This window comes from Streptomyces sp. ATexAB-D23 (genome assembly GCF_000373645.1).
GTDB classification, from domain to species: Bacteria; Actinomycetota; Actinomycetes; order Streptomycetales; family Streptomycetaceae; genus Streptomyces; species Streptomyces castrisilvae.
Genome location: NZ_KB892068.1, coordinates 287526 through 300352, shown reverse-complemented (window position 1 = coordinate 300352; position 12827 = coordinate 287526). Strand labels below are relative to the sequence as shown.

10 protein-coding genes and 2 rRNA genes are annotated in these 12827 nt (G+C 70.9%); 7 read left to right on the top strand and 5 right to left on the bottom strand.

The features are described from left to right. Together B082_RS0132615 and rrf are read left to right on the top strand one after the other, a co-directional pair. A 23S ribosomal RNA gene (locus tag B082_RS0132615) occupies nt 1-74 on the top strand; the annotation flags it as partial. A gap of 78 nt (nt 75-152) precedes the next feature. Continuing rightward, nucleotides 153-269 (top strand): 5S ribosomal RNA (gene rrf, locus B082_RS0132610). A 102-nt stretch (nt 270-371) separates the two neighbouring features. Here rrf and B082_RS0132605 read toward each other — a convergent pair. Genes B082_RS0132605 through B082_RS0132585 form a run of 5 tightly spaced genes read right to left on the bottom strand, consistent with a single transcriptional unit; the run spans nt 372 to nt 5841 of the window. Continuing rightward, entirely contained in the window at nt 372-1682 is a 1311-nt protein-coding gene (locus B082_RS0132605) for a DUF58 domain-containing protein (RefSeq protein ID WP_026250423.1), read from the bottom strand. Nucleotides 1683-1693: 11 nt separating this feature from the next. Continuing rightward, nucleotides 1694-2695, bottom strand: a complete 1002-nt coding sequence (locus B082_RS0132600; protein ID WP_026250422.1) for an AAA family ATPase — start codon at nt 2693-2695, stop codon at nt 1694-1696. Next, nucleotides 2692-3912, bottom strand: coding sequence for a DUF4350 domain-containing protein (locus tag B082_RS0132595; protein WP_018555980.1), 1221 nt, complete (start codon nt 3910-3912; stop codon nt 2692-2694). Before B082_RS0132595 ends, B082_RS0132600 begins: the two co-directional genes overlap by 4 nt. Further along, nucleotides 3909-4595: a DUF4129 domain-containing protein gene (locus B082_RS0132590; RefSeq protein WP_037711341.1), complete on the bottom strand. Its 687-nt coding sequence runs from the start codon at nt 4593-4595 to the stop codon at nt 3909-3911. The genes B082_RS0132595 and B082_RS0132590 overlap by 4 nt, the downstream gene beginning before the upstream one ends. Before the next feature lie 4 nt (nt 4596-4599). Continuing rightward, nucleotides 4600-5841 (bottom strand): DUF7544 domain-containing protein, encoded by a 1242-nt coding sequence (locus tag B082_RS0132585; RefSeq protein ID WP_018555978.1) that lies wholly within the window; start codon nt 5839-5841, stop codon nt 4600-4602. 140 nt (nt 5842-5981) lie between these two features. Between B082_RS0132585 and mtnA the strand changes: the two genes are divergently transcribed. From mtnA to B082_RS0132560, 5 genes are all read left to right on the top strand, one after another. Beyond that, the gene (gene mtnA, locus B082_RS0132580) at nt 5982-7127 is read left to right on the top strand and encodes an S-methyl-5-thioribose-1-phosphate isomerase (RefSeq protein WP_026250420.1); all 1146 of its coding nucleotides are present in this window, start codon (nt 5982-5984) and stop codon (nt 7125-7127) included. A 4-nt stretch (nt 7128-7131) separates the two neighbouring features. Further along, complete coding sequence (mtrA, locus tag B082_RS0132575) at nt 7132-7821, top strand: two-component system response regulator MtrA (RefSeq protein ID WP_005316841.1); 690 nt, start codon at nt 7132-7134, stop codon at nt 7819-7821. A 1-nt stretch (nt 7822) separates the two neighbouring features. Next, nucleotides 7823-9844 carry an MtrAB system histidine kinase MtrB gene (mtrB, locus tag B082_RS37185; RefSeq protein ID WP_078622712.1) on the top strand — a complete coding sequence of 674 codons (2022 nt, stop codon included), beginning with the start codon at nt 7823-7825 and terminating at the stop codon, nt 9842-9844. 92 nt (nt 9845-9936) lie between these two features. After that, nucleotides 9937-11694, top strand: coding sequence for an LpqB family beta-propeller domain-containing protein (locus B082_RS0132565; RefSeq protein ID WP_051094743.1), 1758 nt, complete (start codon nt 9937-9939; stop codon nt 11692-11694). Between the two features lie 57 nt (nt 11695-11751). Beyond that, nucleotides 11752-12498, top strand: coding sequence for a ComF family protein (locus tag B082_RS0132560; protein WP_018555974.1), 747 nt, complete (start codon nt 11752-11754; stop codon nt 12496-12498). The last annotated feature ends 329 nt before the right edge of the window (nt 12499-12827 follow it).

Below are 12827 nucleotides of genomic sequence, written 5' to 3'. Positions count from 1 at the left end.
GGTTGATAGGCCAGATGTGGAAGCCCGGTAACGGGTGGAGCTGACTGGTACTAATAGGCCGAGGGCTTGTCCTCAGTTGCTCGCGTCCACTGTGTTGGTTCTGAAATAACGAACTGCCGTGTTGTTGTCCGGTGTTGTTTATTTCATAGTGTTTCGGTGGTCATTGCGTTAGGGAAACGCCCGGTTACATTCCGAACCCGGAAGCTAAGCCTTTCAGCGCCGATGGTACTGCAGGGGGGACCCTGTGGGAGAGTAGGACGCCGCCGAACAATCATTGTGGGAAAGCCCCGTGCCTCTGGCACGGGGCTCTTCTGCGTTTACGGACCTGTTTGTGCTGGTGCCCTCGACGCCGCCTCCGGCAGTTATGCCTACTAAAGACGCCCCGCTGCTTTGAGAGCCAGGTAGGCGTCGGCAAGGGCGGGTGCGAGGCTGTCCGGCAGGGCATCGACGACGACCACTCCGTGGCGCCTGAGTTGCTCGGCGGTCCTACGGCGTCGGGCCTGGGCCTCGGCGCCGGCAGCCGCTTCGTATATCGCGTCCACTGTGCCTCGTGCCCGGGCCATTCCCTCGACATGCGGGTCACTTGCGGCAGCCAGCAGCACGGTGTGGCGCCGGGTGAGCTGGGACAGCACGGGCAACCACCCCTCTTCGACGGGGGCGGCGTCGAGAGTGGTCAGAAGGACGATCAGTGAACGGCGAGGAGCATCTGCCAGAGCTGCGGCAACGAGACCGCGCGCATCGGTCTCCACCAGTTCCGGTTCGAGTGGCGTCAGCGCATCGACCACGGCTGACAGAACCTCCCCGGCACCGCGGCCCTGGACCCTCGCCCTGACGCGGCGGCTATAGGCGAGCAGTGCGACACGGTCGCCGGCACGGGTTGCGAGGGCGGTGAGGAGCAGCGTGGCGTCCATGGCCGCGTCGAGGCGTGGCACGTCGCCGACCCGGCCCGCCGAGGTGCGGCCGGTATCCAGGACGACAAGGACGTGCCGGTCGCGTTCGGGGCGCCAGGTCCGGACAGCGACCGCGGACTGGCGGGCGGTGGCCCGCCAGTCGATCGAGCGGACATCGTCACCGGGGACATAGCCACGCAGGCTGTCGAACTCGGTGCCCTCGCCGCGGGTGAGGACGCTGGCGCGGCCGTCCAGTTCGCGGAGCCTGGCGAGCCGGGACGGAAGGTGCTTGCGGCTCGTGAACGGCGGAAGGACACGGATCGTCCACGGCACCCGGTGGTTGCCCTGGCGTGCGGCCAGCCCCAGCGGTCCGTACGAGCGAACGGTGATCTGCTCGGCTCGGCGGTCACCTCGGCGGGTAGGACGCAGCAGAGTGCTCAGGCGCCGTCGTTCGCCGGGCGGAACCGTCAGCGTGTGACGGGAAGCGGCCGGTTCGGTGCCGGGCAGCCAACTGCTGGGAGGCCACGCGTCGCGGAGGTGTGCGCGCAGACGCCGACGGGAAGAGTTGGTTACGGTGAGTCGCACTTCTGCCTCGTCACCGAGTCGAACGGATGTGTCACCGGATCGGGTGAACTGTAGCGAACGCACTGGCGCTGCCAGGGCGTAGTCGCACAGAATTGCCAGTGAGAGCGGGGCATCGACCGCGAGCATTCCCGTCCAGCTCGGGGCCACGATGCCTACAGGGAGTGATCCGAGGGCAGCCAGCAAGACGGCGCGTCCGGTGAGGGCCACAGTTCATCGCCTCATCGGGGTACGGGGACATGGGCGAGAACAGCGGTGATGACGGAGTCGGGGGTGACCCCTTCCATCTGTGCTTCGGGGCGCAGTTGGATGCGGTGCCGGAGCGTGGGGAGAGCCAATGCCTTCACGTCGTCCGGAGTTGCGTAGTCGCGACCGGTGAGCCATGCCCAGGCTCGGGCGGTGGACAACAGCGCGGTCGCTCCACGGGGAGAGACACCGAGTGAGACCGAGGGGGAATCACGCGTGGCACGACAGATATCCACTACGTAGCCGGCGATTTCGGGCGAGACGGTTGTGCGCGTGACCGCGACGCGGGCGGCTTCCAGATCGGCGGGACCAGCGACCGGGCGTAGGCCCGCTGCTTTCAGATCGCGTGGATCGAAACCGTCGGCGTGCCGCGTGAGGACGTTGATCTCGTCCTCACGCGTGGGCAGCGGGACCGTCAGCTTCAGCAGGAACCGGTCCAGTTGGGCTTCGGGCAGCGGGTAGGTGCCCTCGTATTCGACGGGATTCTGGGTCGCGGCGACGAGGAAGGGATCCGGCAGCGGGCGGGGTGATCCATCGACGGTGACCTGACGTTCCTCCATCGCCTCCAGGAGGGACGACTGGGTCTTGGGAGGCGTCCGGTTGATTTCGTCGGCGAGGAGGAGGTTGGTGAAGACGGGGCCCGGCTGGAAGGAGAACTCGGCGGTGCGGGAGTCGTAGACAAGCGAGCCGGTGACATCGCTGGGCATCAGATCGGGCGTGAACTGGACTCGTTTGGTGTCGAGTGCGAGTGACGCGGCAAGCGCTCGAACCAGCAGGGTCTTGGCGACTCCAGGGACGCCTTCGAGGAGGACGTGCCCTCGGCACAGGAGGGCGACGACGAGCCCGGTCACGGTCGGGTCCTGGCCGACCACGGCCTTGGCGATCTCGGAGCGCAGCGCCTCCAGGGAAGCGCGGGCTGCGTCGTCGCCGCTGACGGTCCCGGTTGTGCCGACGGGCACGGGTGGCGGGGCGCTCATGAAGTTCGGACCTCTCTTTCGAGGGAGTCGAGCTGGTCTGCAAGAAGCACGAGGGCGGAGTCCTCGGCAGGGGCCGGGCCGAAGAGCAGGTCGTTGGTCACTCCGTGGCCACGGGGGAGGCGCGCCGACAGAGCGGGGAGGAGCACGGCGGGGGAGTGGGCGTCCCGGGGAGAGACGCCCACGAGGGGTGCCACGCGGGTGCGGGTGGCACGGCGGAGCGACGCGGCGGCCCTGTCGCGTGCGTTGGCCTTGCGGTTGAGCCGGGCGCGGCCCTCGGTGGACTCGGAGGCTCGGATGGCCACCGGCAGGCGTTCGGTGACGAGAGGGCCCAGACGCCGGGCCCGCCAGATTGCGGCGAGCACCGCGGCGAGTGCGAGTTGCAGCGTGCCCCACAGCCAGCCGGACGGGATCAGCTCGATGAAGCTGCTCTCACCGTCCACCGTGTCGCCGTTCGTAGTGCCGTCGCCCGGGGCGCCGGCGCCGGAGGGATCAGAGAGCGAGGGGAGGTACCAGACCAGATGGGGGCGGGAACCGAGGAGTTGCAGGGCCAGGGAGGCGTTCCCCTGGTGGGCCAGGCGCTCGTTGTACAGGAGGTCGGGGGAGCCGAGAAGGACGGTGTCGCCCGCTGTGGGCTGCCGCAGGAGGAGAACGGAGGGCAGGCCGGCGGCCGGGTAGCAGGCGATGGCGTCGACGCCGTTCGATGCGTAGCGGATGCCACCCGTCTCAACGGCACCGGCTCTCCGGGCCTCGGCCATGGAGCAGCCGGGGGGACGTGTGACAACGGAGGCGGAGGGTTCGGCGCGGACGCCGGGGGCCAGGGTGCCCAAGGACGCGGAGCTCGCACCGAGGAGAACGGTGCGGCCGGATGTGGCGGTGGTGGCCGCGCGCAGAGTGGTCTGCTGGTGGGGCGTGAGCAGATTGGGGGCGGTGACCAGGAGGGTCGTGTCGCTGCCGGTCGCGGACGTGGCGTCCTGGAGCGTGGTGACGACGCGGACGGATATGCCGTGGTCCTTGAGGAGTTCGGCGATGGCCTTGCTGCCGTAGCGGTCGGCGGAGCGGGGGTCGAGGCGACCGTGCTGGTCCCCGGAGCGGGTGGCGGCCAGGGCTATGCCCGCGACGACGAGCAACAGGACGGCCAGCAGTACTCCGCGGGCGCGGAGCCAGACCTGGCGAGGGGTGACGGAGGACGAGGTGGGTGGGGTGGATACCGCGGTCACTCGGCGGCCCCCTCGCGCGTGCCGGACAGGTGCGGTTTGGCGGACTGGAGGCCGAGGTCCAGGTCGAGAAGGGACAGATACGTCGACTGGTCGGCGATGCGGCCGCCGTATGTGACGTCGTCGAACCGGCGGGCCGCCGCCCGTAGGCGGCTGTCGTGCGCCGGGAGGGCGAGCCCCGCTTCCGCGGCCGCTTCGTCGGCGGTCCGTCCGGGGCGCGGGTCCAACAGGGCCCGTTCCTCAAGGGAGCGGACGATCGCGCGCATCCGTTCCTGGACGGCCTGGTTCCAACGACCGGCGGCGGCGTGGGCCTCGGCGGCGGCGCGGTGGTCCGCGGTGCTGCGGGGGCCGTCCTCGAAGAGCGTGTCGGCGGGCCGCGCGCCACGTTGCGGGATGCCGAGCCGCCACCAGAGGGCGGCGGCCAGGGCGATGACGATCAGGAGGAGCACGATCAATCCGGCCGGGCCGCCCGGCGAGGCCCCGGAGGCCGCCGAGATGAGGTCGCCGAACCAGGTCCACACATGGTCGAGAGCGCGTTGGAGGAGGTTCGGGTCGTTCTCGTGGTACGTGCCCTTGGACAGTTCGCGTTCTGCCGCCTCCCGGGCCGGGAGGCGCCCGGTGTCCACGGGAGTGCCGTCGCCTGTCCGCATCAGCCGGAGTGCTGCTGCCCCGCCCGCCCGCGACACGGTGTCAGTTCCCGCTGTCGTAGCCCGGCAGGCCAGCTGCCCTGGCGAGGTCGAGGTCGAGTGCCTCGCGGCGGATCCGCTGGTCCACGTAGAGCAGGGCCATGACGCCGGCGTAGAGGGGATAGGTGATCGTCGTGACGACCACGTCGCCGATGGCGGAGATGATCAGGAACGGCCAGCCGAAACCGGTGATGCTGCCATCGAGGAAGGAGTCCATTGTGCCGCCGTCGGCACTGATCGCGATCCGCGCGAAGGGGATGCCGACGAGCACGGCAACGACGAGCACCAGAGCCATGGTCAGGGCGAGGATGCCGAAGATCCTCCACCAGGCACCGCGGACCAGCTTGGCGGAGCGTCGCATGGACACGATGATCGGCTGCCGTTCCAGCATCAGCGCCGGGGAGGCGAGGCTGAAGCGGACTGTCAGCCAGAGGAAGACGCCCGTTGCCGCGAGCAGCACGAGCACCGCGAGGCCGGCCGCCGCGGTGTCGCCGACCAGGAAGACCGGGAGGATGCCCACGGCCATGACCGCCGCGCCCAGGACGGGAAGCAGGAGCGTCAGGCCCAGCAGGGGAAGGAGCCTGGGCCGGGCCTCGGTCCAGGCGTCGGACAGGGTGGCCGGGCGCCCCAGCACCGAGCGGCTGATCACCACGGTCAGTACCGCCGTGATGAAGATCAGGGCCAGCATGAAGATGAGCATGGACGGGGCGGACTCGAGCAGGCGGAAGCGGAGGGAGTCCGCGGTCTGGCGCAGGGCCTCCGGGCCGGTGGCGTTCCGGTCGAATGCCGGAGGGTCGGGCAGCAGGTATCGCTGAACGAGGAGGTTGGCGGTCTGGGCGACCACGGAGACGGGGAGCGAGATGCCGAGGACCGTGCGCCAGTGCGCGCGCATCGCGGTGACGGCGCCGTCCAGGATCTCGCCGACGCCGAGCGGCCGGAGCGGGATGACACCGGGCTTCGCAGCGTCCGGCTGACGGCCCCAGCCCGGGCCCTGCGGGGCGGAGCCCCAGCCCTGTCCCTTCGGGGAGGAGCCCCAGCCGGGGCGGGGAGGCTGGGTGCCGGGGCCGGTCGTGGTGTGGCTCGGCGGCGACCACTGCCCGGCGGGCGGCTGCGTGGAAGCCCAGGTCCCCGCGGGGCCGCTGCCGTCGACGGGCTCGGAAGGCCGGGGGACGCCCGTCTCCTGGCCGTCGGAGGAGGCATCGGAGGGGGCAGATCCGGGCGAGGCCCAGCCCGGAGTGTCGTTCATTCTTGCTCCTTCACGGTCCTGGCCGCGCATCGGGGCGTCAGGTTGGCAGCCATCGTGCCACGCGTCGCACGGGTGCGGGCCTGGCCCTGTATCTCCCCAGTCCCTTCATGTCCGGGCGAGTCACCGGGCAGACTGGGCGGATGGCTGATCAGGACGCACAATCGCCGGTGGGCAGCGAGCCCGCCGGGCTATCCGTACTCCGCTGGGAAGAACCTCCGGAAGGCCCCGTACTGGTGCTCCTCGACCAGACACGGCTGCCGGCCGAGGAAACGGAGCTGGTGTGCACCGACGTACCGGCACTGGTGGATGCGATCAAGGCCCTCGCGGTGCGGGGCGCCCCATTGCTGGGCATCGCGGGGGCCTACGGGGTGGCTCTGGCAGCAGTGCGGGGCTATGACGTGGCGGAGGCCGCCGGGCTGCTGGAGCAGGCGCGGCCCACCGCGGTGAACCTCGGGTACGGCGTACGGCGGGCTGCCGCGGCGTACTGGGCGGCTCTCGAAAAGGGGACCGGGCCGGAGCAGGCGGGGGCGGCCACGCTGGCGGAGGCCAGGGCGCTGCACCGGGAGGACGCCGAGGCCAGCGGGCGGATGGCCCGGTTCGGGCTCGACCTGCTGGACGAGCTGGTTCCGGGCGGCAGCCACCGGTTGCTGACCCACTGCAACACCGGGGCGCTCGTCTCCGGGGGCGAGGGGACCGCCCTCGCGGTGGCGATCGGCGCGCACCGGGAAGGCCGGTTGCGGCGGCTGTGGGTGGACGAGACGCGTCCGCTGCTCCAGGGCGCCCGGCTGACCGCGTACGAGGCGGCGCGCAATGGCATGCCGTACAGCCTGCTCACGGACAACGCGGCCGGTTCGCTGTTCGCCGCGGGAGAGGTGGACGCGGTGCTGATCGGGGCGGACCGCATCGCCGCGGACGGTTCCGTGGCCAACAAGGTGGGGAGCTATCCGCTGGCGGTGCTCGCGAAGTACCACCACGTACCGTTCATCGTGGTGGCGCCGACGACCACCGTGGATCTGCTCACCGCGGACGGGGCGTCGATCACCGTGGAGCAGCGATCCGGGCGGGAAGTGACGGAGCTCACATTCCCGCCGCGCGGGACGGGGGACGAGGGGACCGGCGGGGTGCTCGTGGCCCCGGTGGGAACCCAGGCGTACAACCCCGCATTCGATATCACGCCGCCGGAACTGGTCACGGCGATTGTCACGGAGGAGGGCGTAATCTCGCCGGTCACGGGGGCCGGACTGGCAGAGCTGTGTGCCAGATCATCGCAGGTAACGATTAGCTAATGGGATGATGTCGTTTATGAAGGGACGCGTCCTTGTCGTCGACGACGACACCGCACTGGCCGAGATGCTCGGCATTGTGTTGCGTGGTGAGGGTTTCGAGCCGTCGTTCGTAGCGGACGGTGACAAGGCACTTGCTGCATTTCGAGAGGCGAAGCCGGACCTGGTCCTGCTCGACCTCATGCTGCCCGGCAGGGACGGCATCGAGGTCTGCAGGCTGATCAGGGCCGAGTCGGGTGTGCCGATCGTCATGCTGACTGCCAAGAGCGACACGGTTGACGTGGTGGTGGGCCTGGAGTCCGGGGCCGACGACTACATCGTCAAGCCGTTCAAACCGAAGGAGTTGGTCGCCCGCATCAGGGCACGTCTGCGCAGGTCCGAAGAGCCGGCCCCGGAGCAGCTGACCATCGGGGATCTGGTCATAGATGTCGCCGGGCACTCGGTGAAGCGGGACGGGCAGTCCATCGCTCTGACGCCGCTCGAGTTCGACCTGCTGGTCGCCCTCGCCCGGAAGCCGTGGCAGGTCTTCACCCGTGAGGTCCTGCTGGAGCAGGTGTGGGGTTACCGCCATGCCGCGGACACCCGCCTGGTCAACGTGCATGTTCAGCGGCTCCGCTCCAAGGTCGAGAAGGACCCGGAGCGGCCGGAGATCGTGGTGACCGTGCGAGGCGTCGGTTACAAGGCCGGACCGAGCTGACATGTCCCTGGGTAGCACTGCTCCGAAGCCCGGGGAGCCGGGAGTCCGTGCGGAGCGGGCTGCCGGTTCAGGGCACACGTCGTCTCCCGTCGAGCGCTTCCTGCAGGGCGGCCGGTTGTTCCAGGACCGGGCGCCCGGCGGGCCGGTGCCGCGGTTGCTGATGCGCTGGGTGCGGCGTCCGCTGCTGCCAGCCGTACGGCTGTGGCGGCGCAACCTCCAGTTGCGGGTCGTCGCCGGCACGCTGCTGATGTCACTCGGAGTGGTGCTGCTGCTCGGCCTCGTCGTGATCGGGCAGGTGCGCAACGGCCTGCTGGACGCGAAGGGCAAGGCCGCCCAGACGCAGGCCGCGGGCGGGTTCGCGGCGGCCCAGGAGAAGGCCAACGCGCCTCTCACCCCCGCCACCGGCCAGGGTGACGACGCCGTGGACGGCACGACGGCCAACAACTCCTGGCGCACCGAGCTCGTCGACCAGCTCGCCAGTGGTGGGAAGAACGCCTTCAACGTGGTGGCGCTCAGCGCCGACGAGGGCTCCCGTGCGCCACGCGGCTCGGGAAGCGTCGAGGCCGCGAGCATTCCGCAGAGCCTGCGCGATTCGGTGAACAAGGGCCCCGGGGCGTTCCAGACGTACTCCCTGATCCAGTACGCGAACGGGCAGGAATCGCAGCCCGGTCTCATCGTGGGCAAGCGCCTGTACGACATCGACCGCAATCCCTACCAGCTGTACTACGTCTTCCCGCTGACGCAGGAGGAGAAGTCCCTGACCCTGGTCAAGGGCACCCTGGCGACAGCGGGGCTGTTCGTGGTCGTGCTGCTGGGGGCCATCGCCTGGTTCGTGGTGCGGCAGGTCGTCACCCCCGTACGCATGGCCGCCGGGATCGCCGAACGGCTCTCCGCGGGCCGGCTCCAGGAACGGATGAAGGTCACCGGCGAGGACGACATCGCCCGCCTAGGTGAGGCCTTCAACAAGATGGCGCAGAACCTCCAGCTGAAGATCCAGCAGCTGGAGGAGCTGTCCAGGATGCAACGGCGTTTCGTCTCGGACGTCTCGCACGAGTTGCGCACACCCCTGACCACGGTGCGGATGGCCGCAGACGTCATCCACGAGGCGCGCGTCGACTTCGACCCCGTCACGGCCCGGTCGGCCGAGCTGCTGGGGGACCAGCTCGACCGCTTCGAATCGCTGCTGTCCGACCTGCTGGAGATCAGCCGCTTCGACGCCGGCGCGGCCGCGCTCGAGGCGGAGCCGATAGACCTGCGGCAGGTCGTGCGCAGGGTGATCGGCGGCGCCGAGCCGCTGGCAGAGCGCAAGGGCACCCGCATCCGGGTGGTCGGGGACGAGCAGCCGGTGATCGCCGAGGCCGACGCGCGGCGGGTCGAGCGGGTCCTGCGCAACCTCGTCGTCAACGCCGTCGAGCACGGCGAGGGACGCGATGTCGTGGTGCGGATGGGGGCGGCGGGCGGAGCGGTCGCCGTCGCCGTCCGGGACTACGGCGTCGGGCTGAAGCCCGGTGAGGCGACCCGGGTGTTCAACCGCTTCTGGCGGGCCGACCCGGCCCGTGCGCGGACGACCGGCGGCACCGGCCTCGGCCTGTCCATCGCCGTCGAGGACGCACGGCTGCACGGCGGCTGGCTGCAGGCCTGGGGCGAGCCGGGCGGGGGTTCGCAGTTCCGGCTGACGCTGCCGCGCACGGCGGACGAGCCGCTGCGGGGCTCGCCGATACCACTGGAACCCGAGGACTCGCGGCGCAACCGGGAGGACCGGGACCGGGCCGCGGACCCCTCCGCCACCGGTAGCGAGCACAGGCTGCTCGCGGTGCCCTCGCAGCACGCCACCACGGGCCGCTCGCCGCTGCCCGTCCCGTCCCGCGCCCCCATGCGGGCCAGGACCGCGCCCGCCTCGGTGCATCCGGCGGCCCTGCCGGGCAACGGGGCACGTGTGGTGCCGCGCCCCGCAGAGGAGCGGCAGGCCGGATCCAACGACTCTCCGGGGCGCGGTACCGGGGCGGGAGGACACGACTCGTGAGCACTGAGCGTCTTCAGGGCGGCCGTCGGCGTGCGGCGGGGACGACCGTGCTGATCGGGTGCGGCGCGCTGCTGCTGTCCGCGTGCGGCTCGATGCCCGTCACCGGGGACGTCAAGGCCGTCGACGCCTCGCAGCCCGGGGACTCCCAGGTGCAGGTGTACGCGGTCGCCCCGAGGGACGGCGCCACACCGAACGAGGTGGTCGACGGCTTCCTGGAGTCGATGACCAGTGACGACTCCGACTTCCGGACGACGCGCAAGTACCTCACCAAGGAGGCGTCGCGCCGCTGGAAGCCGAGCGCGGGGACCACCGTGCTGGCCAAGGCGCCGAACCGGAGCGACCGGCCGATCCACGAGGGCGACCACAGCACCACGGAGGTCACCTACACCCTGACCGGGGAGAAGGTCGCGACGGTCGACGAGCAGAACGCGTACCAGCCGCTCGCCCCCTCCGACTACTCGCGCACGCTCCACCTGGTGCGGGAGAAGGGGCCGGACGGCAAGGAGTGGCGCATCGACTTCGTGTCCGACGGGCTGGTGCTCGGCCAGTCGGACTTCAAACGGCTCTACCGCTCCGTCAACAAGTTCTACTTCGCGTCCGGCCTTTCCGACGCGCAGGCCACCCTCGTCGCCGACCCCGTCTACCTCCGGAACCGGACGGACCCCGCCACCGGGATGGACACGGTGACGCAGGCGGTCCGCAGCCTTCTGCGGGGCCCGACCGACTGGCTGCGGCCGGTGGTCAAGTCGAGCTTCCCCGCCGGGACCGCGCTGAAGAAGGGCATCGCCTCCCTGACACCCGACGACCGCAACGTCCTGAAGGTGCCGCTCGACAAGAAGGCCGACGGGACCGGGCAGCGGTCCTGCCGGATGATGGCCTCGCAGGTCCTCTTCACCCTCCGCGACCTGACCTCCGCGCGGGTCGAGCAGGTGGAATTGCAGCGCTCGGACGGTTCGCCGCTGTGTCTGCTCGCCGCGGACCAGGCCGAGGAGTACGCCCCCGACCGTTCCTCGGGCGGACCCGACAGCCAGTACTTCGTGGACGCCAAGGGGCGCGTGGAGCGCATCCCCGGTAGTACCAGGGGCAGCGGCGAGCCGGAGCCGGTGTCCGGCCCCTTCGGCAACGGCGCGCTGCGGGTGAGCGCGGTCGGCGTGGCCCGGGACGAGCAGTCGGCGGCGGCGCTCTCGCAGCACAACGACGCGCTCTATGTGGCGTCCATAGCCGTGGACGGCGAGCTGCCCGTACCCGCCGTGACCAGTCAGGCGGGCAAGGCCGGGGACCGGCTGACCGCGCCCAGCTGGGACGGCCGGGGCGACCTCTGGGTCGCCGACCGCGACCCGAAGAACTCCAGGCTGCTGCGCCTGCCCAAGGGCAAGGGCAAGCCGCAGGAGGTCACGGTGCCGAGCCTCGACGGCAGCCGGATCACGGCGCTGCGGCTGTCCTCGGACGGGGTGCGCATAGCGCTCCTGCTGACCAAGGACGACCACACGACGCTGAAGATCGGCCGGATCGAGCGGCAGGGACCGCAGGTGTCCGTGGTGGACCTGCGGCAGGCGGCACCGCAGCTCGCGGACGTCACGGCGATGTCCTGGTCCGGCCGCAGCCGCCTCGTGGTGGTCGGCAAGGAGCAGGGCGGCGTGCAGCAGGTCCGCTACGTGCAGGCGGACGGCTCGACGCCCTCGTCCGGGGTGCTGCCAGGGGTCAACCAGGTGCTCGCCATCGCCGCCGCGGACGACGATCAGCTGCCGCTGATGGCGGACACGTTCGGCGACGGGATAGTGAAACTGCTGCCGGGCGACAACTGGCAGACGGTCCTCAAGGAGGGCTCCGCGCTCGTCTACCCGGGCTGAGACCAGCGGTTGTCCACAGGGGTGGCCCGGTCGCCCCGGTGCGCGCACAGTGGAGACATGCGCGGGTGGTGGCGGGAGATCACCGGACTCGTTCTGCCGGTGTCCTGTGGCGGCTGCGGCAGAGCGCGTACCGAGCTGTGCGAGACCTGTGGCGCACAGCTGCACGGCGGGGCGCCACGCCGGGTGCGGCCCGCCCCCGAGCCGCCCGGCCTGCCCGTGGTCCATGCCGCCGCCGGATACGAGAACGCGGTACGGGCGGCGCTGCTGGCCCACAAGGAGCGTGGCGTGCTCGCCCTGGCACGGCCGCTCGGCAAGGCCCTGGCGGTGGCCGTGAGGGCCGGCGCGGGGCAGGTACGTGACGGGCGGCCGCTGCTGCTCGTCCCCGTGCCGTCCACGCGGCGGGCGGTGGCGGCGCGTGGGCACGACCCGGGGCGGCGGATCGCGTGGGCGGCGGCCGCGCACCTGCGGCGGACGGGTACGCCGGCGACGGTGGCCGCGGTGCTGCGCCTGCGGCGGGCGGTGGCGGATCAGGCCGGCCTCACGGCGCTGGAGCGCCGGGCGAATCTGGCGGACGCGCTGAGCGTGGTGGCGGGGGGCGGCCGGCTGCTCGCCACCGGGCGGGTGGTGCTGGTGGACGACCTGCTGACAACGGGGACCACGCTGGCCGAGGCGGCACGCGCGCTCACCTGCGCCCAAGGGCGTGCGGGCAGCGGTGCGGCGGTGCGTGACGCGGCCGTCGTCGCGGCGTCCCCCGCGGCCTTCGACGCAGCATGTCCCGCCGCCCGTGAAATAAACCGGAACTGAAACTGAACTTGCATCGTTGCAGGTAGTGAGTGGGTAAAGAGACCTGAACGGAGGTACGCGTGAGTAGCGGGTGCCGACATCCGTCCGGGCAGGCTATGTTCGGTTGTGAGGAATGGTGAATGCCAAACCTCGACGAATGCACCATCAGGTTTCGGGTAGGCGACCCACCAGTAGCCGGCAGTAGCCGAAGAACCGGAAATTCGGTGGGGTGGATCCCCTGCCGACGGGGGAGGAGGAGGTGGAAGTCACCGAGTCCGCGGCTCCGGTCGTCACCGGAGCCAGGTGCAAAAGGGAGATGCTCCGCCACTGAGCGGAGTGATCCGGGAACG

Coding starts and splice junctions, on each gene's coding strand:
- mtnA (WP_026250420.1), top strand. CDS start 5,982: ATGGCTGATCAGGACGCACAATCGCCGGTGGGCAGCGAGCCCGCCGGG.
- B082_RS0132565 (WP_051094743.1), top strand. CDS start 9,937: ATGCCCGTCACCGGGGACGTCAAGGCCGTCGACGCCTCGCAGCCCGGG.
- mtrA (WP_005316841.1), top strand. CDS start 7,132: ATGATGTCGTTTATGAAGGGACGCGTCCTTGTCGTCGACGACGACACC.
- B082_RS0132560 (WP_018555974.1), top strand. CDS start 11,752: ATGCGCGGGTGGTGGCGGGAGATCACCGGACTCGTTCTGCCGGTGTCC.
- B082_RS0132585 (WP_018555978.1), bottom strand. CDS start 5,841: ATGAACGACACTCCGGGCTGGGCCTCGCCCGGATCTGCCCCCTCCGAT.
- B082_RS0132600 (WP_026250422.1), bottom strand. CDS start 2,695: ATGAGCGCCCCGCCACCCGTGCCCGTCGGCACAACCGGGACCGTCAGC.
- mtrB (WP_078622712.1), top strand. CDS start 7,823: ATGTCCCTGGGTAGCACTGCTCCGAAGCCCGGGGAGCCGGGAGTCCGT.